Genomic DNA, 18,336 nt, shown 5'->3' with positions numbered 1-18,336 from the left:
TAATTTGAAAAATTGGCGTCATTGCGAACGACTGCAAGGAGTGCGGCAATCTCAGGAAATTAAACTAGATTGCCACGCTCCTTTTAGTCGCTCGCAATGACTTATCTCTCTTTATTTTGCAATGCCTAGTTTTTACTTGACTATTTTTCAATTTCATTTTATTCTGCTTTTCTTAGAATAATAAAATAATATCTTGATTTAAGGTGTCAGCTAATGGCAAAGAAAAATAAAAATGTTTTGGTAAGGCTAGTAAGTACTGCCGGCACAGGTGTTTTTTGGGTAAAGAAACGTAATCCGAAGACTCAAACCGAGAAGCTTTCTTTTCGTAAGTATGATAAAGTAGTTAGAAAACATGTTCTTTTTAAAGAAGAAAAAATAAAATAATTGTAAGTAATATATGGCAGTAAAAATTCGTTTAGCTAGAGGCGGCGCTAAAAAGCGTCCTTTTTACCGTGTAGTAGTAGCTAACGCAACAGCACCTCGTGACGGTGACTTTTTAGAAAAAGTCGGAACTTATGATCCAATGCTTGCTTCAGATAATAGTGAGCGTGTTGTTTTAAAAAAAGATCGTATAGAATATTGGCTTGGCACTGGTGCTAAACCAACTGAGCGAGTCGCAAAATTTATTGAGCAAGCGGGTGTTACTCTTCCTGAGAAAGTTAAAAAGGAAATGGAAGTGAAAGCAAAAAACCGCAAAGCTAGACTAAGTAAAAAGGAAGCTAAAGAAGCTTAGTTTATAGTGTATTTTCGTCATTGCGAGCGGCATTGACTGTGTGGATCAATTCAGCCCCTGTTTATCCCGCTATTTGATTGCAGGATTTAGTAAATTTGACTGTTACAAGTTATTTTTCTAGATATCGTGGTCAAGCCACGGTATGACAGCACATATCTCTTCTCTATAATCATATTAATATGCCGGATTAGCTCAGTGGTAGAGCAACCGCCTTGTAAGCGGTAGGTCATCAGTTCAAATCCGATATCCGGCACCATTAAAATTTTTCTTGTTATACTGAGACTATCTTTATATAGATACCAAATCATCATTGCAAGCAGCCGTAGGATGCGTGGCAATCTCATGAAATAATAACAAACTCCTGAGATTGCTTCGTCGAATTACTGCGTAATTCTTCTCGCAATGATGATTTACCGATTCATGCAAGCAAGCTTTTATAAGAATTATATAAAAAAACATACAATAGTGACATCCTTTAAAATTTTTATATATGATAGTAATCGATAAAACATCTTATAGAGCTGTGGGATTTGATAAACGTATTAAATTCCTAGTGCTACATTATACACAGTGTGATTTTAAGCAGTCTTTAGATTTTCTAACCAGTGAAAAGTTAAGTAGCCATTATTTAATAAACAATGAAAACCCTGAACATATATTTCAATTAGTAGAAGAGCGTGATAGAGCATGGCATGCTGGAGTAAGTTACTGGCAAGGTTATGAGCGTATTAATGATACATCAATCGGTATTGAAATCGTAAATCCTGCTTTTGAAGTAAATGCAAAAAACAATGATATAGTTTGGCTACCCTATTCGGAAAGGCAAATTAATAGTGTTATAAGTTTGTGTAAACAGATTATTGCTAGATATGATATTAAACCTACTAGAGTGGTTGGGCATTCTGATATTGCTCCAGGTAGAAAACAGGACCCTGGCCCGCTATTTCCTTGGAAACTATTATATGATAACGATATTGGAGCTTGGTATGATGAACAGGTGTTTAACGATCTATTGCTGCAAGTCGACATAACCGATATTGCAGCAATTCAGCAAAAATTTATTACATACGGTTATAAACTTGAAGTTACCGGAATTTTAGACTCTAAAATGAAAGATATTATAATTTCGTTTCAAATGCATTTTCGTCCTAGTAATTTTTCCGGCGATTTGGATGCTGAAACCATAGCAATTTTAGATGCATTAATATTGAAATATAAATCTGAATTAATATGATAAGATTTATAACTATACCGGATTTTGCGGATTATCAAGTTACTTTGAAATTAATGGAAGATTACGTTAACAAAGTAATTAGTGATCATGAGCCGGAAATTATTTATTTAGTTGAGCATTCGGAAGTATATACAGCCGGTACTAATTATAAACAAGAAGAATTATTAAATTACGGTGATATTCCGGTAATTTACACAGGACGTGGCGGTAAATTTACTTTTCATGGACCGGGTCAGCGTGTTATTTATCCAATTCTTAATTTAGCTTCACCAAATCGACACAAAGATTTAAAGCTATATATAAAAATGCTTGAAGAATGGATTATAAATAGCTTAAATTATTTTGGAATTAAAGCATATCTTATTAAAGATAAAGTAGGAATTTGGGTAAAAGTAAGGAAAGATGAATTTGCTAAAATTGCTGCAATAGGCGTTAGAGTAAGAAAATGGGTTACATATCACGGTGTAGCTATAAATATTTCAACAGATTTAAGTAAGTTTAGTGGGATTATTCCTTGTGGACTTGAAAATTCTTTAGTAACATCTTTAAATCAGTTAGGGATTCATGTTGAAATGTCTGAATTTGATAAAATTATTCAAACTGAATTTAATAAAATATTTAAATGATCAGAAAATTTTTACTCACAATTTTTGCTCTTTGGGTCGGTGGTTTTGGTTATTATTTATATTTAATAAATTCTTATAAGTTTAATAGTAATACCACTAATGCAATAATAGTATTTGCAGGAGGAGGACATAAAATTGAAACCGGTATTGCTTGGCTTAAGGCAGGCTATGCACCTATATTATTTATTACTGGTATAGAATCTACAGAGCAATTAAAAAATTTGTTAAAGGAACGTAATGTTATAGAACAGCAGGTAATACTTGCTCCGAATAAAATAATGTCTGAAGAAGATAATATTAAAAAAGCGGTTGATTTTATTGTAACTTACAATCTTACTTCAATAATTTTAGTAGAGCATAATTATAATATGCCTTTTATGCTAAATAAGCTTGAAAAAGTGATTCCTTCTTCTAATAATATCTATATAGTACCATACCCTGTTTTTTCCAAACAAAAATATGATGTGTTATTAAAATCCTATCATCGTTATTTAATGAGTATACTCGTTTAATTTGCTCCTTTACTCTTTTCCAGTACAATATTTTAGAACGGCTACGCCAAATAATGCAGAAATTAAAGAGCCTATTATTACTGCAGCTCTCATAGAGTTTGAAGGGCAGCTGCTCTCAAACGTAATACTACCTATAAATAAACTTAGGGTAAATCCAATCCCTCCAAGTATAGCTATAGAATAAAATTTTAACCATGAAGTATCACTTGGTAAATTACAGAGTTTAAATTTTACAAATGGATATGAAAATAGCATAATACCTAATTGCTTACCTACAAATAAACCAAATATTATCCCATAAGTTAAAGCAAGTATTGAGTTGGAACAAGTGCCTTTAAATGCAAAATATTCTAAAAGGATACCGGAATTCATAAATACAAAAAGCGGTAAAATAAAGTAATTTACAAAAGGACGAGTTAAGTTTTCAAGTTTTTTAAAAGAAGTGTTAAATTCTCCTTTTATATTAACAGGTATAAAAAGTGCTATAATGGCTCCGAATAAAGTACCGTTAATACCTAGACTCCACCGTACTAATCCATAATAATAAACCTACAATTATATAATAAAATAGTTGTTTAACTTGTCGATAATTCAATATAAACAAGATGAATATAATTATAGAGGAAATTAATAATGCCGGAGTATTGATTGTTTTAGTATAAAACAAGGCTAGTATAATTAACGCAAAAGCATCGTCAATTAATGAGAAACCTATAATAAAAACTCGTAATTCCAAAGATATATGTCAGCTGAAAAAAGATAAAATACCAAGGACAAAAGCAGTATCAGTTGCGATAGGAATAGCTCATCCTTTTATTAATCCCGGTTTATCGTAATTAAAAAACATGTATATTAAGACAGGAATTACCACACCTCCAAGGGCTGCTGCCACAGGTAATATTAGTTTTTTTATTTTTATGTTCATCTTCTACTAGGTGAAATTTCATCTCTAAACCTATTAATAAAAAGAAGGAAGTCATGAGACCGTCATTAACTAACTCTATAAAAGTTGTTTGTAAACTTACATTTCCTATTGTTAAAGAAAATTTACTGTAAATAAAAGAAGAATAATATTTTGTTAGGAAAATGTTATTGCTGACAATTATTGCTAAGGTAAAAGCAATAATTAATAATATATCGACAAAAGTACCTGATTTAATTAATGCTCTTAACTGGTTATTTATACTCATGATTTTAATATTAGTTATAACAAGCTCATAATAATAAGTTATTTAAATTCATTAAGAAAGTCAAAAGCAATAATTTATTTTTTAGTGAGATAAAAAGTTGTTTTTTGTACTTTTATAAGCTTGTATAATAAGTGTAAGAAGATATAATTATTAATTACAAAAAAAATATCTAAGCAATTCTTATGTTAGCAGAATAGCAAACCGAATGGATTATCAATTGCAATAATAGAAGCAAAAAAACAGGAGTGGATTTAAGGCAAGCTTTAGATCAAGCAACGGAATATGCAAAATTGCTTTATGTACCTATAGTGTTCGCAATGAATGGAGCTTACTGCGAAGCTCGTTTTGTTGCTAATAATAAAGAGCTTATATTAAACAGTGATGAAGTAAGGGAATTACTACATGAAAAAGAATTATTAGCTTTTTTAGAAGCAAGCAGTAATGAAGCTTGGACTCGAAAGAAATTAAAGTATCACGTGAAGAATTAATATCGATATTTAAAAACTTGAATAATCTTTTAAGAAGTGAAGGGCTCCGAGCAGAAATAGAAAGATTTAGCAAATTTGCAAATATATTATTCTTAAAATTATTAAGCGAAAACAACGAAAAATCTTGGTGGAATAATATCAAAGCACAATCAAACGATGATATTATCGGTTACATTATAATAGCTATGTTATAGAACAAATTAAGAATAAATACGGTGGTGATGTTTTTACGCCTATTTCTCTAGGCAATTCCATTACTCTCCGCCACATTATCGATGAAATTGATCCTCTTATTTTATCTACGATAGATACAGATATAAAAGGCGATGCATTCGAGTATTTCTTAGAAAAAACTACATCAACGGAAAATGATTTAGGTGAATATTTTACACCGAGAAATATCGTTAAAACCATTATTAATTTGGTTGATCCTAAATTTAAAGAAACAATTTATGATCCTTTTTGCGGTATCGGTGGGTTCTTAACTGAAGCTTTTAATTATATCAAAGAAAATAATATAATTAATACCGATGAAGATTTAGAAAAATTAAGATTTAATACATTATATGGGCGAGAGTTAACCAAAACCGCTAGAATCGCTAAGATGAATATGATTTTGCATGGTGACGGATATAGCGGAATTCAGCAAATAAATAGTCTTGAGAATCCTAATGATGTTAAACCCTTAACTGATCAGCAGTTAAAGTTTGATGTAATTGTTACTAATTGCTATTTTCTTAAACTATCACTAAAAAAACTAGCAAAAACGGCAAAACTATAACAGAAAATCATATAACTCCTCTGCTGCTATTCGTCAATTTTTACTATCAAAAGCAAAGCTGCAACTCGTTATCTCTCTACCGCAAGGTACTTTTTTACCTTATACAGGAGTAAAAACGTCAATACTTTATTTTATCGATGCACATAAACCGAATAATCAAAAAGAATATTGGTTTTATGAGGTTAAGAATATTGGCGTTACTCTAGACAATAAAAAAAGAAAAATTGTCGGTATAAATGATTTAAACAGGCGAGGATGGAAAATTAAATTTATCTAAAATTCCTTTTATAGATCTCGATTTTTATCAAATATCTAAAAAAGGATTGGTGAAAAACAATGATATTTTAATGTGTAAAGATGGAGCATTAAAGGGTAAAGTGTGTTTTGTAGATGATAAAATTTTACCGCAAATAGAAGTAATGGTTAATGAACATGTTTATATTTTTAGAGGGAAACTGAATATTATACATCAATCTTATTTATTTTATTGTTTAAATAGCGATATAATTCAAAATCAAATTAAGAACTTAGCTTATAATAAAAGTGCTCAGCCTGGTTTAAATAGAGAACATATAAACTCAATTTATATTCCTCTTCCATCTCTAGAAAAACAACAGGAAATTATTGAAGAATTGAATAGCAGAGGGGGCAAAACAGATAATAGATAATTGGCATCCTTATTTTGAAATAAATAAACAATGGGAAATTGTTAAATTTGGCGATATCGTTATCAATAAATTAAAAAGTAATATTTTATCTCTTGAGAATAAGGAGTATACAACATTAATAGTAGGTAAAAAAGGTAAAATGATTAACATTAATACTGCAATTAAGGGGGATATTCCAGTAATAGCAGCTGGTCGGGTTAGTCCTTATTCACATAATCAATATAATTTTAACGGTAACATAATCACTATTTCTTCATCGGGAGCATATGCTGGATATATTTGGTATCATAATTCGCCAATGTGGGCTTCAGATTGTAACGTAATCTATTCAATTAATGAAAAACTATTGTTAACTAAATATCTATATTATATTTTAAAATCTCAGCAAAATATAATATATCAAAAGCAAGCTGGATCAGGTCAACCTCACGTTTATTTGAAAGATTTAGAGGATTTATAAATTCCTATCCCGCCTCTTGAAGAACAGCAAAAAATAGTAACAGAACTTGATAATAATCAAAGTGAGATTGATAACCTTAAAAACTATATAAAACAATTTGAAAACAAACTAAAAACCACATTAGATTCTCTTTGGCAATAATTGATGTACATTAACTACTTAAAAGATTTGATTGGTTTTAAGTCTGTAACTCCTAAGAGCGATGGGGCTATTGAGTATATTGATGATTTGCTTAAACAGCATGGCTTTAAGACCGAAATAAAAATATTCGGTGATTCTAAAAGCGAGCAAGTCACTAATCTTTATGCTGTTTTCGGTAGCAATGAACCTAATATTTGCTTTGTTGGTCATGTAGATGTAGTGCTGGCAGGCAATCATGAGCTTTGGCATAATGCGAGTCCATTTAAAGCTAGCCAGCAAGACGGTAAGATATATGGCAGAGGTGCGGTGGATATGAAAGGGGCTATAGCGTGCTTTCTAGCTGCCAGTTTAGATTTTATAAAAAATAATACCGATTTTAAAGGTTCCATTAGTTTCTTACTTACTAGTGATGAAGAGGGAAAAGCAAAGCATGGTACTAAAGAAATGCTGCAATATATTTATGATCAAGGATATAAGATAAATTTTGCTATTGTCGGTGAACCTACTTGTGAAAAAGAAATAGGCGATGCAATTAAGATTGGCAGAAGAGGAAGTGTTAACTTTAAATTAAATATAGAAGGCTTAAGCGGGCATGTAGCTTATCCTCATAAAGCAAATAACCCATTGCCTTGCTTAATAATAATATTGAATGAGTTAACAAATATAAAACTTGATGAAGGTACTGAATTTTTTCAACGTTCAAATCTTGAAGTAACGAATATCGAGGTCAGTAATAATACTTCAAACGTAATTCCGGCAAGTACGGAAGCATCTTTCAATATACGTTTTAATAATTTACATAGTGCAGAAACTTTAGCAAAACAGGTAGAAGAAATTATTAAACAGCATTGTAAAGAATATAAAGTAGATTATAAGTTAGAATATAGTAGTTCTGCTGAAAGTTTTATTCAGAACCCTAGCGATAAAATAAAAGAATTTGCTAAAGTAGTAGAGCATACGCTTAAAATAAAACCTGAATTCTCTACAAGCGGCGGTACGTCGGATGCAAGATTCGTCAAAAATTATTGTCCGTTAGTAGAGTTTGGTTTATTATCCGAAACGGCGCATAAAATAAACGAATACACAAAAATTAGCGATTTACAAAAATTATATGATGTGTATTATAACTTTTTGATGGAAATACTTTGATGTCATTCCCGCAGAGGCAGGAATGACATAGAATCCATACAACAAGGCCATCCTTTTACAGAAATGGCATTACCATACGCGGATGTGATGGAACTGGTAGACATGCAAGATTTAGGTTCTTGTGCCGCGAGGCGTGGGGGTTCAAGTCCCTTCATCCGTACCACTTAAATTTTTTCATAAAAAATAACATAAAATTTTTATGCAGCAATTTAGTATTTATCAAACAAGCGATGAATTGCTTCTAAAATCGATATTGCTTCTGATAGAAAAATGCTATTACTCTGATCTTAAAAGCGTGATATTAACTGCAGATGCAGATCAACAAGAAATGCTCAATAAAAATCTTTGGACTTATTCACGTAAGCAATTTATACCTCACGGTAGTAAACTTGATCCGCAGCCTGAAAAACAGCCGATTTATATTACCGATGAGTTACAAAATCCTAATAATGCTAGTGTGCTTGTTATTATTTCGCCTACAGATATAGGAAAAATTTTACAAGCAAAAGAGTATATAAGAGTTTTCAAAAGGATAATTATAATAACCGATTTACCGGAAGATTTAAAAGAATTAACAGTTAAAATAAATAAATTTACCGAACAGGAAAACAAAATAGATTGTTTTACTCAAAATCCTCGTGGAGCTTGGAATAAAGTAGTCTAATAAATTTATATTCTTTTACGTACAAATAAATATAATCCGATCGTTAAAGCAATAACCAAATTGAAATAACAAGCAAAAATAAAATCTAGATTTTTTGAAGCAAAATTTTGTAATGTAAAATGAATTGAAGTAACTAGCAATACTGTTAAGGCAGAAAATAATACCGGCATAAAAGTTGTTTTTTTGCTATAAGGATATCTCAAAAAAACTGCAAGTGCTACAAAAGGTAATACAAAATTGTATAAAGGCCAAATTATTCTTTGATGTGCTTCAGCAATTAATTTAATTTTTTTAGTAATAGCTAAATCATGAGGAGGGGCAAGTAATTCGCTTATATAATATTCGTTTGCTTCTTTATTATGTTTAGTTCTTTGCGATACTAAAGGATTATCATTTTGCAGTTTTATCATTAAAGAATCGAAAGTTAACTGAGTTAAATTACCGTTTACGTCATATTCTTGTCTTATGCCTTTATTAAGTTCAAAAATTGGGCTATTATCATATATATTAAGAGTACCTGAACCCGCAAATACTACTGATGGATTATCAGCGTTGCGATTATCAAATATTATTACGCCGTTCATAATATTTCCTGCTGATTTTTTATCTATAAAAACAGTGATATCTTTCGTTACTTTATTAAAAGTTTTCTCTTCAATCATACTTGAGATATAATTATTCTTTATAAAGTTTAAACGTGATTTTAAGTTTATATGAGATAACGGCAGGATGATAGAAGATATATAATAAGCAAGTAGCATAACTATTAATGCGACATATAAAGCAGGTAGTGCTAGCTGTACATTATTAACTCCTGAAGCTTGTAATATAATTAATTGTCGCTCGACTTTTAAATTATTATAGATATAGATCACGGTAATAACCATTATTACCGGTAACAGAATAAATAATAAAGTAGGAAGTACTAAAACTATTAAACTGAAGAAGTCCATAACTTTTATACCTTTATCAAATAAATATAAAAGTTTTAATATTTGCGTTATCCATACTATACTAGTCACTGAAAAAGTAACGACTATAAGCAGCGGTAAGATATTTTTTATAAAGTATTTTCGGTATAGTAGCATAATGTTTGTTTGGTTTTTTGATGTCATTCTCGTTTTTAGCTAGGAGCGACATCAAACGCTTTTCAAAAACTGTCCAGTACTATGGATGGTTAGATGGGTTTTGTGGGAACTCGTTCCCGGTTCATTTCAAAATAATTAAAAACCAAGTGCACTGTGTGAACCTAATCGTATTAACTCCAATGTTTCAGCATCAGGTTTTCTATAAATTAATACTAAATCCGGTTTAATATGACAATCTCTAAAATCTTTCCAATTACCTATAAGGGCATGATCTCTCATATGTATAGGTCATGTTATATCAGCAGCCAAGTACCTAACTGCTTTCAGTAAAATATCACCCAAATTTATTCCATGTTTTCTACGTTTTTCACGTTTAAACTGTGCAGTACGTTTAATCGTTCTCATTTAAATCAGATAACAAATTATTGATATTACCAACATGAACTAATTTGCCGCTTCTTGCAGCTTTCATAGCTTTAATTGTTTCATCATTTGGGATAAGTGGCTCAAACGGCAATGCTTTTTCACGAGCAACACGAAATAACAGCATACGAATAGCATCAGATAAAGTAAGTCCCATAGCAGCAAGCACTAAAGCTGCTTCTTCTTTCACGTCTTCATTAATACGGGCTCGCACAATAGAATCAGCAGACATAAAAATCTTCTTTCAATAATGTAGCTACATTGTAGCGCGCATATTAAAAACTTTCAAGATTAAAAAGCAAGTTTTTTATATGTTTTTTCTTGATTACTGCCTCATTAATAGAAAATCCCCGATCTTTCTTATTATATGATTTGCAAAGATGCGATAAATTAACTTACCTATCAGTATTGTTATAAATGCAATAATAATGCCGTAGATTATATCACTTGGGTAATGCATAGCAAGGCTTATGCGAGATAAAGACACGAGCATAATAACACAAATCATTAAGATTTTTAATGGTAATTTTATATAATTCCAAGCAAAATACGTTACTAATACGCTAAGAGCTGCGTGGCTGCTTGGAAAGCTTGAAAAGCATCTTTCGTTTGCAGTATTTATTATGGTCATGAAACTATCTACAGGAAGACTGCAATAAGGGCGAGGGAAATTAACTGAAAATTTAAGAGCGGTAAAAATTAAACCGAATACCCCGTATATTATACCGATTTCAATTAACTTATTATAATTGTGCCAGAATTTATTTTGCCGCTTCTTATCATTTTTGGTTTTCTTTAATTGAATATAAAAATATATACAGTATAAAATATATATTAAGGCGAAATTAGCGATATTAAAACAAAACGAAATTATTTTAAAAAAATAAGGTATAAAGACGATATTAGTAATTTTATTCAAAAATAAGAATATTTCTTGATTTAAGCCGCAAAAATTATAAAAAACTTCAAACATTATTTTAAATATTTATGTTACAAGTAACAATACTTGGGTGTGGAGCATCTATAGGCGTACCGGTGATCGGGTGCGATTGTAGTACTTGCACATCTTCTTCAAAGTACAATAAAAGGACTAGATCAGCAATATATATTAACGATGAAAATAGTCAAATATTAGTTGATTTCGGTTTTGATATTAGAAATCAACTATTACGAGAAAAGATAAATAAGCTCGATTGTGCTATATTAACACATTATCATTCCGATCACGTTAACGGCATCGATGATTTACGAGTATTTACTTTTATGCAAGGCAAGCCATTTAAAATCTATACAGATCACGATAGTACGGCAAAGCTCCATACAAAATTTGATTATCTATTTAACAATAAGTTATTTAAGCTTGGGCGACTGTTCACAACTCAATCTGTTAGTTTTTTTGATAAAATTAAGATTAATACTATCGAAATACAATTTTTTAGACAGCATCACGGTCCTATAGATAGCTTGGGCTTACGTATAGGTGATTTCGTTTATTCGCCCGATGTAATCAATTTTCCTCCTGAATCAGATAAATTTTTAAAAGATATAAAAATATGGATATTAGATTGTATGGATTATAAATCAAATCCGAATCATGCAGGGCTTGATAAAGTTCTAGAATGGCGTGAAAAATATAAACCTGAGCAGATATTATTAACCAATATTAGACACACGATAGATTATCATGAGATTACGAAAATGCTTCCAAATAACGTTAAGCCGCTTTATGACGGTTATAAATTTACGGTTTAGTTTATGATTATTTTAGAAAAAGTTTGTAAGCGTTATGGCAAGAATTACGCAATTAAGAATATTGATTTAAGTTTTACTACCAAGGAAACTACTGTAATAATCGGTCCTTCGGGAGGTGGTAAAACTACTATGCTTAGAATTTTAAATAATTTAGAAGAACCAAGTAGCGGTACTTTTTTGGTAGACGGAAAGAAGCTACTGCTTAAAGATAGAAGAAAGCTTCGTTTAAAAGTTGGTATGGTTTTTCAAAATTTTAATCTATTCCCGCATTTAACGGTAGGAGAAAACCTAATCTATACGCCGGTAAATGTTTTAAATTTGCCAAAAGAACAAGCAATTTCTATGGCAAAGGAATTGCTTGCAAAATTTAAGCTAACGCAAAAATTTGACTCATATCCGGCAAGCCTATCAGGAGGGCAAAAGCAACGCACCGCAATAGCAAGGGCTTTAATTATGAAGCCGAAAATTTTGTTATTCGACGAACCGACTTCGGCACTTGATCCTGAAAATATTAAAGATGTTATAGAGAATATTAATTTATTAAAAGATCAAATGAGCATGGTAGTGGTCACGCACCATTTGAAGTTTGCAAAATTAATAGCGGATCGTGTTATTTTTATAGATCAAGGACAGATTTTAGCAAATCAGCCTGCCGAGGATTTTTTTAATAAACCGGCATCGCATCGAGCTAGGTTGTTTTTAGAGAATATCGGCGATTTAATATGATTTTCTTGATAAAGATAAAATTATAGCCTATAATTAGTATTTAATTTAGTATTAATTATAGGTATCCTCGATGAACTTAAAAATTGGCTACGTCGTCTAAATAAGTTTGCAGGTAGCCACGTATTAAGGATACGCTCCGCTCCTAGTCTTGCAGACTCCTTGCTCTTTTCCAAGTTGATCTTCGTATAACTTTCTTCGTTTACTTGGAGTCAATAATGGAACATATTTATGCAAATCTAGCAGTTAGTATATCAGAATTTAAAAAAAGCCCTACTGCATTATTGGATAAGGCAAGTGGTGAGCCTGTTGCCTTATTAAATCATAATAAACCGACTGCTTATCTAATTCCGGCTGAATTATATGAGCAAATTATTGAAGCTTTAGATGACAAATATTTATTAGAGCTTGCTACTATTAGATTAAAAGATAAAGAAAAGGCAATAGCGGTTAAAAGTAGCTTTTGTCATTCCCGCGAAAGCGGGAATCCAGTAAAAAATGGTAAAAATAAAAAAAATCATATAAAAATTTAGTATATAATTTGTTTAGAAAGCTGGATTCCTGCTTTCGCAGGCATGACATAGAATCAATAAATAATATCGCCATATGAATAAAAAGCTTATCCTATTTTTAGTATAATGTTACACAGTTTTGGCACAGACAGACACGAGTAGAATTACCGCAAAAACTAAAAAGCTTGAATTGCAAAAAGACGAATTACAAGGAGGAGCAATTGCAATTTTATACAAAGGTGAAGTTATTTATAAAACAACGTTTGGAAATCAGAAAGGTAATAGTGGAGTTATTACGGATAAAACTTTATTTCCTTTAGCATCGGTTTCAAAAGCTGTTTCAGCAACGGCAATTGCATTAATGGTAGATCAAGAAAGTTTAGATTTTGATGAAAAATTCAAATTACCATACCTAAAAAATGCTATTAGTCTTAATAATATTTTAAGCCATACAACAGGTTATCAATTCTCAGGAAATATTGAAATTGAGCAAGGAATGAATCGCTCAAAGCTTTTAACGTTGCTAAAAAAATAATAAGCTAGTTGTAAACCCAGGCAATGCTATAAGTACAGTAACATAGTTTTTTTAGTTTACTTGAAGAAGCTTTAAATTGTAAAAAATCAAGTTTAAATGCTGCAATAGATAATTTGCGTACAACGCTTAAAACGCAAGATATACAAATATTACCGTTAGGGCCGAATGTACAACTTGCTTATCCGCATTCTAAAGCAATAATAGACGGACAGGAGGTAATAATATTGCTGCCGTTTCCGCCTTATTACCCAAAGACGGTACCTGCATCTGTCGGTATTTTTGCATCGATAGATGGAATGATTGAAATATTCACACTTAGTTTTGGTTATAAATCGAATCTTATTGCTAAAAGTACTTTAGATCGTATGTATAAAATAGTAAAATCAAACAAAGATGTTTTTGAATTTAAATGGCAACCGATTTGGCCTATTGATCAAAAAATGATTGAGTCATATTATGCTTTCGGATGGCATATTCTTAAAGTAAAAGGACGCTCAAATAAGGATTTAATTTTTCACTCAGGCTATATTAACGGTATTAATTCTTTTATTGGCTTTATACCGTCAGAAGAACTTGGAATTATTATTCTAGTGAACCAAGAAGGTAGTTTTCCACTTAAAAATGGGCTGGGACTTTGGTTTGATTATATAGATTAAAATTATATACTCAGATAGAACTTCGTATACCTATTCTTTATTTACTTGTAGTATATTATATGAATAAAAAACTCATAAAACTTATTTTTATCATTTGCAGCACCGTAATTGTAACCGGTTTATTATACAAATATATCAATCAACATTATCCAAAATTTTTTAAAGCACCACAAAATATAGGGAGTTTTTGTGCGTCATTATTAATATTATTTAGTATAATTTACAGTACTATTAGCCAAAATGAAATACGTAGATTTTGTTTGCAATTAGCAATGTGGGCAGTAATTTTCTTAGTTATAATAACCGGTTATGCTTTTAGGTTTGAGCTGAACTACGCTTATCATAGAGTAATATCTGCTTTAATTCCATCATATAAATGGTCTACTGAAGTCGGAGAAATTATTGTAGCCCGTAGCAGAGACGGGCATTTTTATATCAATGCTTTTGTAAATAACGTTAAAATAAAATTTATGGTAGATACAGGGGCAAGTGATATAGCTTTAACTAAAGAAGATGCTCAAAAATTAGGCTTTGACTTAACTAAATTAAAATATACTAGAACTTATCTAACAGCTAACGGCGAAAATAAAGCCGCTCCTATAACCTTAAATAGTGTAGTAATCGGTACGGAATTTAAGAACATCAAAGGACATGTAGGTCTTGGTGACCTTGATATTTCGCTTCTTGGTATGTCGCTACTTGAGCGTTTCAAAGGTTTCAGGATTGATAAGGATTTATTGATCTTGAATTATTAGACTTCCTGCATAACTTGCTTCTAAAGGCAATTTGTACGTCGATCCTAATCCCTAATCTTCACGTATGTCTATATATGCTGCAGCGGCAAGTGCTTCCGTGTATCCTTTAAATTCCTCTCTATAAACTGCTTTGGAAAGATGTCTATTTTTTACAAATTTCCTTTTTATTAAGAAATAGTTAATTATTAATTATTTCTTGACCTTATATCAAAAAGTGCTAAGTTTAATGCTATTTACAATGAAGACATTAAGAAGATCAAAGAACTTGTCAATAATAAGATGGTTGTTTCTAATGAGTTTGCAGCAATACCACTAAATGAACACGATGATACACCTCTGCATATAGCTTCTATTCTAGGTAAAGAAAATTTAGTTAAAATACTACTTAAGACAGAGGCTAATCCTGATGACGTAAATTGTGAAGATGATTTTCATAAATTGGCAGAAGAATGTAGAAACGGAAAGTTTAGTAGAAATTTTCATTTGAAAAATTAATAGAATTTATAGCTTGGAAAGCATCAATAAAACTTTTGGATACTAATTATAATATTGATGTTGTTAAACTTTATCTACAAGATGCTCGTAATTTGAAAAGTTTTTTAGAAACCGGTAAAAAAGAGTTAACAGAAGAGCAAAAAGAAAAATTAGATAAACTAAACGATATGATTATCCCTTCTCTTAGGGATAAAACGCTATTGAAATATAAAGAAATATATAATGATGACAACAATGAAGAATATCAAATATTATAAAGAGAAACTTAAAGTTTTGCCTGAGATAGCACAAACAGAGCTTAACGAGATGTTGGAGATAGATACATCTTATTGTGATGATATTTTGTGAATAAATATGGATACCAAATCGTCATTAGCTAAGCGACTGAAAACGTTGTTGCGTGGAGCAGTTTTTCCGTCATTGCGAGGAAATTTACAATAGTAAATTGACGAAGCAATTTTGGGAAGAATTCCTGAGATTGCCACGCTCACTAACGTTCTATCCACTCAACATGATCTTTGAGAGAATGACATAAGAGCCGTGTTAAAACGGCATTTTAAAGCCTGGTGGTAAGCTCATACCGTTTAAAGCTCCTGATAAAGAATTTTGAGAATCTTCATCACATTTTTGTTTAGCATCATTAAAGGCAACTTTAATTAAATCCTCAAGCATTTCTTTTTCTTCTGCTTTTAATAAAGATTCATCAATTGAAATCTTTTCAACTTCGCCTTTACCGGTTGCAATAACCTCAACAAGTCCGCCGCCGGCTTTACCGGTATATCTTGCATTTGCCATTTGTTCTTGAGCTTCTTGCATTTTCTTTTGCATTGATTGGGCTTGCTTTAAAAACTGATTAAAATTTACCATAATTCTATCCTATATATTTTTAGTTTTTAAGTAAAATATCCGAAATTGTTATATTTGGAAAATGTTTTTTAATTAAACCAAAATCGTTACTTGCTTCAATCTTACCAATTAACTGATTCTTTAAGGTTTGTTTGTTCTGCTCTTTTATTATTACTATCTCAAACTTTTCATTAGTAAAAGCAGCTAACAAATCTTCTATTTGTTTTTTTATTTTGCTTGTAACTTCAAGACTTACGAACTCTAATCTATTATTACTGAGATTTTTAAGTTCCGTATGATTGAGCAGGAAATAATATATATCTATCTCATTATTTTTATATAAATATTCAAGAAAATCTACAATTTCAAATTTTTTTTTTATTTCCGGATTAATTGATTGATTTAAATTTTGATTATTATTGTCAAAATCTGTAAGCAAGGGTAGCGACGTCGAATATATAGATTTTATAACTAACATTTCCGTTTCTGTTAGTTGGTTATAGGAAATTTTTATTTCCCCTACTCCCTTATTATATATTTGCCATAAGATTGATAAGTGCGGCAAGCTGGTTTTATCTAATATGCTTTTAGTTCTATCATTAAATGATTCATATATAGGCAAACTATAATTAGGTAACATTTTTACTTTATTAAGATAAGCAATAAAATCTGATGCCGATTCTATAAAAATCTCAAGATTAACCGAAGAACCGTAAAGTTTATTTATTAAATTTATAGCTTTTTCCGTCTCTCTGTGGATAATACATTCGACAAATTCTATTATAACCGAACTATCGACAAACCCAAGCATTTGATTAATTACTTGAGGACTAATTATATTGTCAGATTTCGCCGACATACTAGCTGCTTGATCTAAAATAGAGACTGCATCACGTGCCGACCCTTCCGATTTGTAAGCTATAATTCTTAGTGCTTCTATATCGGTTTTTAAATTTTCTTGCTTAGTTATATATTCAAGTAGCTTAAAAATCTCTTCAAAACTCAACCGCCTTAAATCATAACGTTGACATCTTGAGATAATAGTTGCAGGTATCTTTTGTACTTCCGTCGTTGCAAAGATAAATATTATATGAGGTGGCGGTTCTTCCAGTGTCTTGAGAAGTGCATTAAATGCCCCTTTAGAGAGCATATGCACCTCATCAATAATGAAGATTTTATGCTTACCTTGTAGGGGCTTATACTCGGCGGATTCTATAATTCTACGTATGTCATCTACGCTAGTTTTACTTGCCGCATCAATTTCGATTATATCAGGGTGATTATGATTATTAAAGCTGATGCAATTCGTACATTCCTCGCATGTTTTAATAGTCGTATTTTCGGTAATTAAAGCAGAACAGTTTACGGCTTTAGCAATAATTCGGGCGGAAGTAGTTTTACCGACTCCTCTAATACCTGTTAAAAGATAGCCTCCGGCGAGCCTATCGTTTAAAATAGTATAGCTTAAAACTTTGACTAATACCTCTTGCCCCTGAAGCTCGGCAAAGTTACTAGGACGATATTTCCTTGCAAAAGGAATATATTGATTTGATGAATTTATATCTAGCACGATAGTTATAAGACTTTTTATGTCATTTCTACAGCAAGACGGTTCATTTTATGTCATTCCCGCGAAAGCGGGAATCTAGAGAAAATAACCTTAATATTGCTACAAAATACGTATTTTGTAAAATAAACATATAAAAAATTTATTTTTTATGTGTTTTACTGAATTCCTGCTTTCGCGGGAATGACATAAAATGAACCGTCTTGCTGTAGAAATGACATCAAAATTAGAATAATGCTAGTAATGACCCATCGAATCCCGCTCTGGCTGCTTCCTTTCAGATCTGACCAACTAAACAGGTACAATGCCCACTACTAGCATAATTAACATAACCTGTT

General features: G+C 31.1%; 28 protein-coding genes, 2 tRNA genes, 1 other RNA gene and 2 pseudogenes. 23 read left to right on the top strand and 10 right to left on the bottom strand.

What is annotated here, in order from left to right; genetic code table 11:
* Positions 1 to 213 precede the first annotated feature (213 nt).
* From rpmG to RGRA_RS0100315, 6 genes are all read left to right on the top strand, one after another.
* Positions 214 to 384, top strand: coding sequence for a 50S ribosomal protein L33 (gene rpmG, locus RGRA_RS0100340; RefSeq protein ID WP_004997072.1), 171 nt, complete (start codon positions 214 to 216; stop codon positions 382 to 384).
* Positions 385 to 397: 13 nt separating this feature from the next.
* Positions 398 to 733, top strand: a complete 336-nt coding sequence (gene rpsP / locus RGRA_RS0100335) for a 30S ribosomal protein S16 (RefSeq protein ID WP_004997078.1) — start codon at positions 398 to 400, stop codon at positions 731 to 733.
* Positions 734 to 914: 181 nt separating this feature from the next.
* A tRNA-Thr gene (locus RGRA_RS0100330) sits at positions 915 to 989 on the top strand.
* 234 nt (positions 990 to 1,223) lie between these two features.
* Positions 1,224 to 1,967, top strand: a complete 744-nt coding sequence (locus RGRA_RS0100325; RefSeq protein WP_017442781.1) for an N-acetylmuramoyl-L-alanine amidase — start codon at positions 1,224 to 1,226, stop codon at positions 1,965 to 1,967.
* A complete protein-coding gene (gene lipB / locus RGRA_RS0100320) occupies positions 1,964 to 2,593 on the top strand; it encodes a lipoyl(octanoyl) transferase LipB (protein ID WP_017442780.1) in 630 nt (209 codons plus the stop codon). The genes RGRA_RS0100325 and lipB overlap by 4 nt, the downstream gene beginning before the upstream one ends.
* Positions 2,590 to 3,105: a YdcF family protein gene (locus tag RGRA_RS0100315; protein ID WP_017442779.1), complete on the top strand. Its 516-nt coding sequence runs from the start codon at positions 2,590 to 2,592 to the stop codon at positions 3,103 to 3,105. The genes lipB and RGRA_RS0100315 overlap by 4 nt, the downstream gene beginning before the upstream one ends.
* A gap of 9 nt (positions 3,106 to 3,114) precedes the next feature.
* Here the strand turns inward: RGRA_RS0100315 and RGRA_RS14015 are convergent, their stop codons facing one another.
* Complete coding sequence (locus RGRA_RS14015) at positions 3,115 to 3,567, bottom strand: Na+/H+ antiporter NhaA (RefSeq protein WP_269077342.1); 453 nt, start codon at positions 3,565 to 3,567, stop codon at positions 3,115 to 3,117.
* A gap of 46 nt (positions 3,568 to 3,613) precedes the next feature.
* Positions 3,614 to 4,295: pseudogene (locus RGRA_RS14010) on the bottom strand (Na+/H+ antiporter NhaA).
* 245 nt (positions 4,296 to 4,540) lie between these two features.
* Here RGRA_RS14010 and RGRA_RS12900 point away from each other — a divergent pair.
* Positions 4,541 to 4,783: a hypothetical protein gene (locus tag RGRA_RS12900; RefSeq protein ID WP_024547204.1), complete on the top strand. Its 243-nt coding sequence runs from the start codon at positions 4,541 to 4,543 to the stop codon at positions 4,781 to 4,783.
* A 17-nt stretch (positions 4,784 to 4,800) separates the two neighbouring features.
* Positions 4,801 to 4,977, top strand: coding sequence for a hypothetical protein (locus tag RGRA_RS12895; RefSeq protein WP_236609739.1), 177 nt, complete (start codon positions 4,801 to 4,803; stop codon positions 4,975 to 4,977).
* Here RGRA_RS12895 and RGRA_RS12890 read toward each other — a convergent pair.
* Positions 4,967 to 5,197, bottom strand: coding sequence for a hypothetical protein (locus tag RGRA_RS12890; protein WP_017442777.1), 231 nt, complete (start codon positions 5,195 to 5,197; stop codon positions 4,967 to 4,969). The two genes, RGRA_RS12895 and RGRA_RS12890, sit on opposite strands and share 11 nt — an antisense overlap.
* Between RGRA_RS12890 and RGRA_RS12885 the strand changes: the two genes are divergently transcribed.
* The 7 genes from RGRA_RS12885 to RGRA_RS0100265 all read left to right on the top strand — a co-directional run bounded on the left by RGRA_RS12885 (position 5,088) and on the right by RGRA_RS0100265 (position 8,646).
* Complete coding sequence (locus RGRA_RS12885) at positions 5,088 to 5,564, top strand: HsdM family class I SAM-dependent methyltransferase (RefSeq protein WP_330216854.1); 477 nt, start codon at positions 5,088 to 5,090, stop codon at positions 5,562 to 5,564. The two genes, RGRA_RS12890 and RGRA_RS12885, sit on opposite strands and share 110 nt — an antisense overlap.
* 28 nt (positions 5,565 to 5,592) lie before the next feature.
* Complete coding sequence (locus tag RGRA_RS12880) at positions 5,593 to 5,841, top strand: N-6 DNA methylase (RefSeq protein ID WP_157668006.1); 249 nt, start codon at positions 5,593 to 5,595, stop codon at positions 5,839 to 5,841.
* A gap of 49 nt (positions 5,842 to 5,890) precedes the next feature.
* A complete protein-coding gene (locus RGRA_RS09890) occupies positions 5,891 to 6,232 on the top strand; it encodes a restriction endonuclease subunit S (RefSeq protein WP_024547203.1) in 342 nt (113 codons plus the stop codon).
* 139 nt (positions 6,233 to 6,371) lie between these two features.
* On the top strand, positions 6,372 to 6,692 hold the full coding sequence (locus RGRA_RS12875) for a restriction endonuclease subunit S (RefSeq protein ID WP_017442775.1): 321 nt from the start codon (positions 6,372 to 6,374) through the stop codon (positions 6,690 to 6,692).
* Between the two features lie 144 nt (positions 6,693 to 6,836).
* Positions 6,837 to 7,982, top strand: a complete 1,146-nt coding sequence (gene dapE / locus RGRA_RS0100275) for a succinyl-diaminopimelate desuccinylase (RefSeq protein WP_017442774.1) — start codon at positions 6,837 to 6,839, stop codon at positions 7,980 to 7,982.
* Positions 7,983 to 8,060: 78 nt separating this feature from the next.
* Positions 8,061 to 8,145: transfer RNA gene (locus RGRA_RS0100270), tRNA-Leu, on the top strand.
* Between the two features lie 36 nt (positions 8,146 to 8,181).
* Positions 8,182 to 8,646 (top strand): DNA polymerase III subunit chi, encoded by a 465-nt coding sequence (locus RGRA_RS0100265; RefSeq protein ID WP_017442773.1) that lies wholly within the window; start codon positions 8,182 to 8,184, stop codon positions 8,644 to 8,646.
* A gap of 5 nt (positions 8,647 to 8,651) precedes the next feature.
* On the opposite strand, the gene RGRA_RS0100260 is transcribed toward RGRA_RS0100265, so the two are convergent.
* From RGRA_RS0100260 to RGRA_RS0100245, 4 genes are all read right to left on the bottom strand, one after another.
* Entirely contained in the window at positions 8,652 to 9,734 is a 1,083-nt protein-coding gene (locus RGRA_RS0100260; protein ID WP_024547202.1) for an LptF/LptG family permease, read from the bottom strand.
* Between the two features lie 135 nt (positions 9,735 to 9,869).
* A complete protein-coding gene (locus RGRA_RS14785) occupies positions 9,870 to 10,013 on the bottom strand; it encodes a type II toxin-antitoxin system YafQ family toxin (RefSeq protein ID WP_024547201.1) in 144 nt (47 codons plus the stop codon).
* A 112-nt stretch (positions 10,014 to 10,125) separates the two neighbouring features.
* On the bottom strand, positions 10,126 to 10,389 hold the full coding sequence (locus RGRA_RS0100250) for a type II toxin-antitoxin system RelB/DinJ family antitoxin (protein WP_017442770.1): 264 nt from the start codon (positions 10,387 to 10,389) through the stop codon (positions 10,126 to 10,128).
* A 93-nt stretch (positions 10,390 to 10,482) separates the two neighbouring features.
* Entirely contained in the window at positions 10,483 to 11,130 is a 648-nt protein-coding gene (locus RGRA_RS0100245) for a phosphatase PAP2 family protein (protein ID WP_017442769.1), read from the bottom strand.
* A 14-nt stretch (positions 11,131 to 11,144) separates the two neighbouring features.
* Between RGRA_RS0100245 and RGRA_RS0100240 the strand changes: the two genes are divergently transcribed.
* The 8 genes and pseudogenes from RGRA_RS0100240 to RGRA_RS0100200 all read left to right on the top strand — a co-directional run bounded on the left by RGRA_RS0100240 (position 11,145) and on the right by RGRA_RS0100200 (position 15,842).
* The gene (locus RGRA_RS0100240; protein ID WP_017442768.1) at positions 11,145 to 11,909 is read left to right on the top strand and encodes an MBL fold metallo-hydrolase; all 765 of its coding nucleotides are present in this window, start codon (positions 11,145 to 11,147) and stop codon (positions 11,907 to 11,909) included.
* A gap of 3 nt (positions 11,910 to 11,912) precedes the next feature.
* Positions 11,913 to 12,635 carry an amino acid ABC transporter ATP-binding protein gene (locus RGRA_RS0100235; protein ID WP_017442767.1) on the top strand — a complete coding sequence of 241 codons (723 nt, stop codon included), beginning with the start codon at positions 11,913 to 11,915 and terminating at the stop codon, positions 12,633 to 12,635.
* Between the two features lie 215 nt (positions 12,636 to 12,850).
* Positions 12,851 to 13,084, top strand: a pseudogene (locus tag RGRA_RS0100230) (type II toxin-antitoxin system Phd/YefM family antitoxin); the annotation flags it as partial.
* Positions 13,085 to 13,283: 199 nt separating this feature from the next.
* Entirely contained in the window at positions 13,284 to 13,679 is a 396-nt protein-coding gene (locus RGRA_RS08120; protein ID WP_236609738.1) for a serine hydrolase, read from the top strand.
* A 113-nt stretch (positions 13,680 to 13,792) separates the two neighbouring features.
* Positions 13,793 to 14,335, top strand: a complete 543-nt coding sequence (locus tag RGRA_RS09885; RefSeq protein WP_017442766.1) for a serine hydrolase — start codon at positions 13,793 to 13,795, stop codon at positions 14,333 to 14,335.
* 59 nt (positions 14,336 to 14,394) lie between these two features.
* The gene (locus RGRA_RS0100210; protein ID WP_017442765.1) at positions 14,395 to 15,090 is read left to right on the top strand and encodes a TIGR02281 family clan AA aspartic protease; all 696 of its coding nucleotides are present in this window, start codon (positions 14,395 to 14,397) and stop codon (positions 15,088 to 15,090) included.
* A 204-nt stretch (positions 15,091 to 15,294) separates the two neighbouring features.
* Complete coding sequence (locus RGRA_RS0100205) at positions 15,295 to 15,585, top strand: ankyrin repeat domain-containing protein (protein ID WP_408005769.1); 291 nt, start codon at positions 15,295 to 15,297, stop codon at positions 15,583 to 15,585.
* A 35-nt stretch (positions 15,586 to 15,620) separates the two neighbouring features.
* Entirely contained in the window at positions 15,621 to 15,842 is a 222-nt protein-coding gene (locus RGRA_RS0100200) for a hypothetical protein (RefSeq protein ID WP_017442763.1), read from the top strand.
* A 286-nt stretch (positions 15,843 to 16,128) separates the two neighbouring features.
* Here the strand turns inward: RGRA_RS0100200 and RGRA_RS0100190 are convergent, their stop codons facing one another.
* The 3 genes from RGRA_RS0100190 to ffs form a co-directional block, all read right to left on the bottom strand.
* The gene (locus RGRA_RS0100190) at positions 16,129 to 16,452 is read right to left on the bottom strand and encodes a YbaB/EbfC family nucleoid-associated protein (RefSeq protein ID WP_014391653.1); all 324 of its coding nucleotides are present in this window, start codon (positions 16,450 to 16,452) and stop codon (positions 16,129 to 16,131) included.
* A gap of 19 nt (positions 16,453 to 16,471) precedes the next feature.
* Positions 16,472 to 18,001: a DNA polymerase III subunit gamma/tau gene (dnaX, locus tag RGRA_RS0100185; RefSeq protein ID WP_024547198.1), complete on the bottom strand. Its 1,530-nt coding sequence runs from the start codon at positions 17,999 to 18,001 to the stop codon at positions 16,472 to 16,474.
* Positions 18,002 to 18,227: 226 nt separating this feature from the next.
* Positions 18,228 to 18,321: signal recognition particle sRNA small type (ffs, locus tag RGRA_RS09875), an RNA gene on the bottom strand.
* Positions 18,322 to 18,336 lie beyond the last annotated feature (15 nt).

This window comes from Rickettsia gravesii BWI-1, from assembly GCF_000485845.1.
Taxonomy (GTDB): Bacteria; Pseudomonadota; Alphaproteobacteria; order Rickettsiales; family Rickettsiaceae; genus Rickettsia; species Rickettsia rickettsii.
The sequence above is the reverse complement of the archived record's forward strand: the minus strand, read 5'-3'. Positions and strand labels throughout refer to the sequence as shown.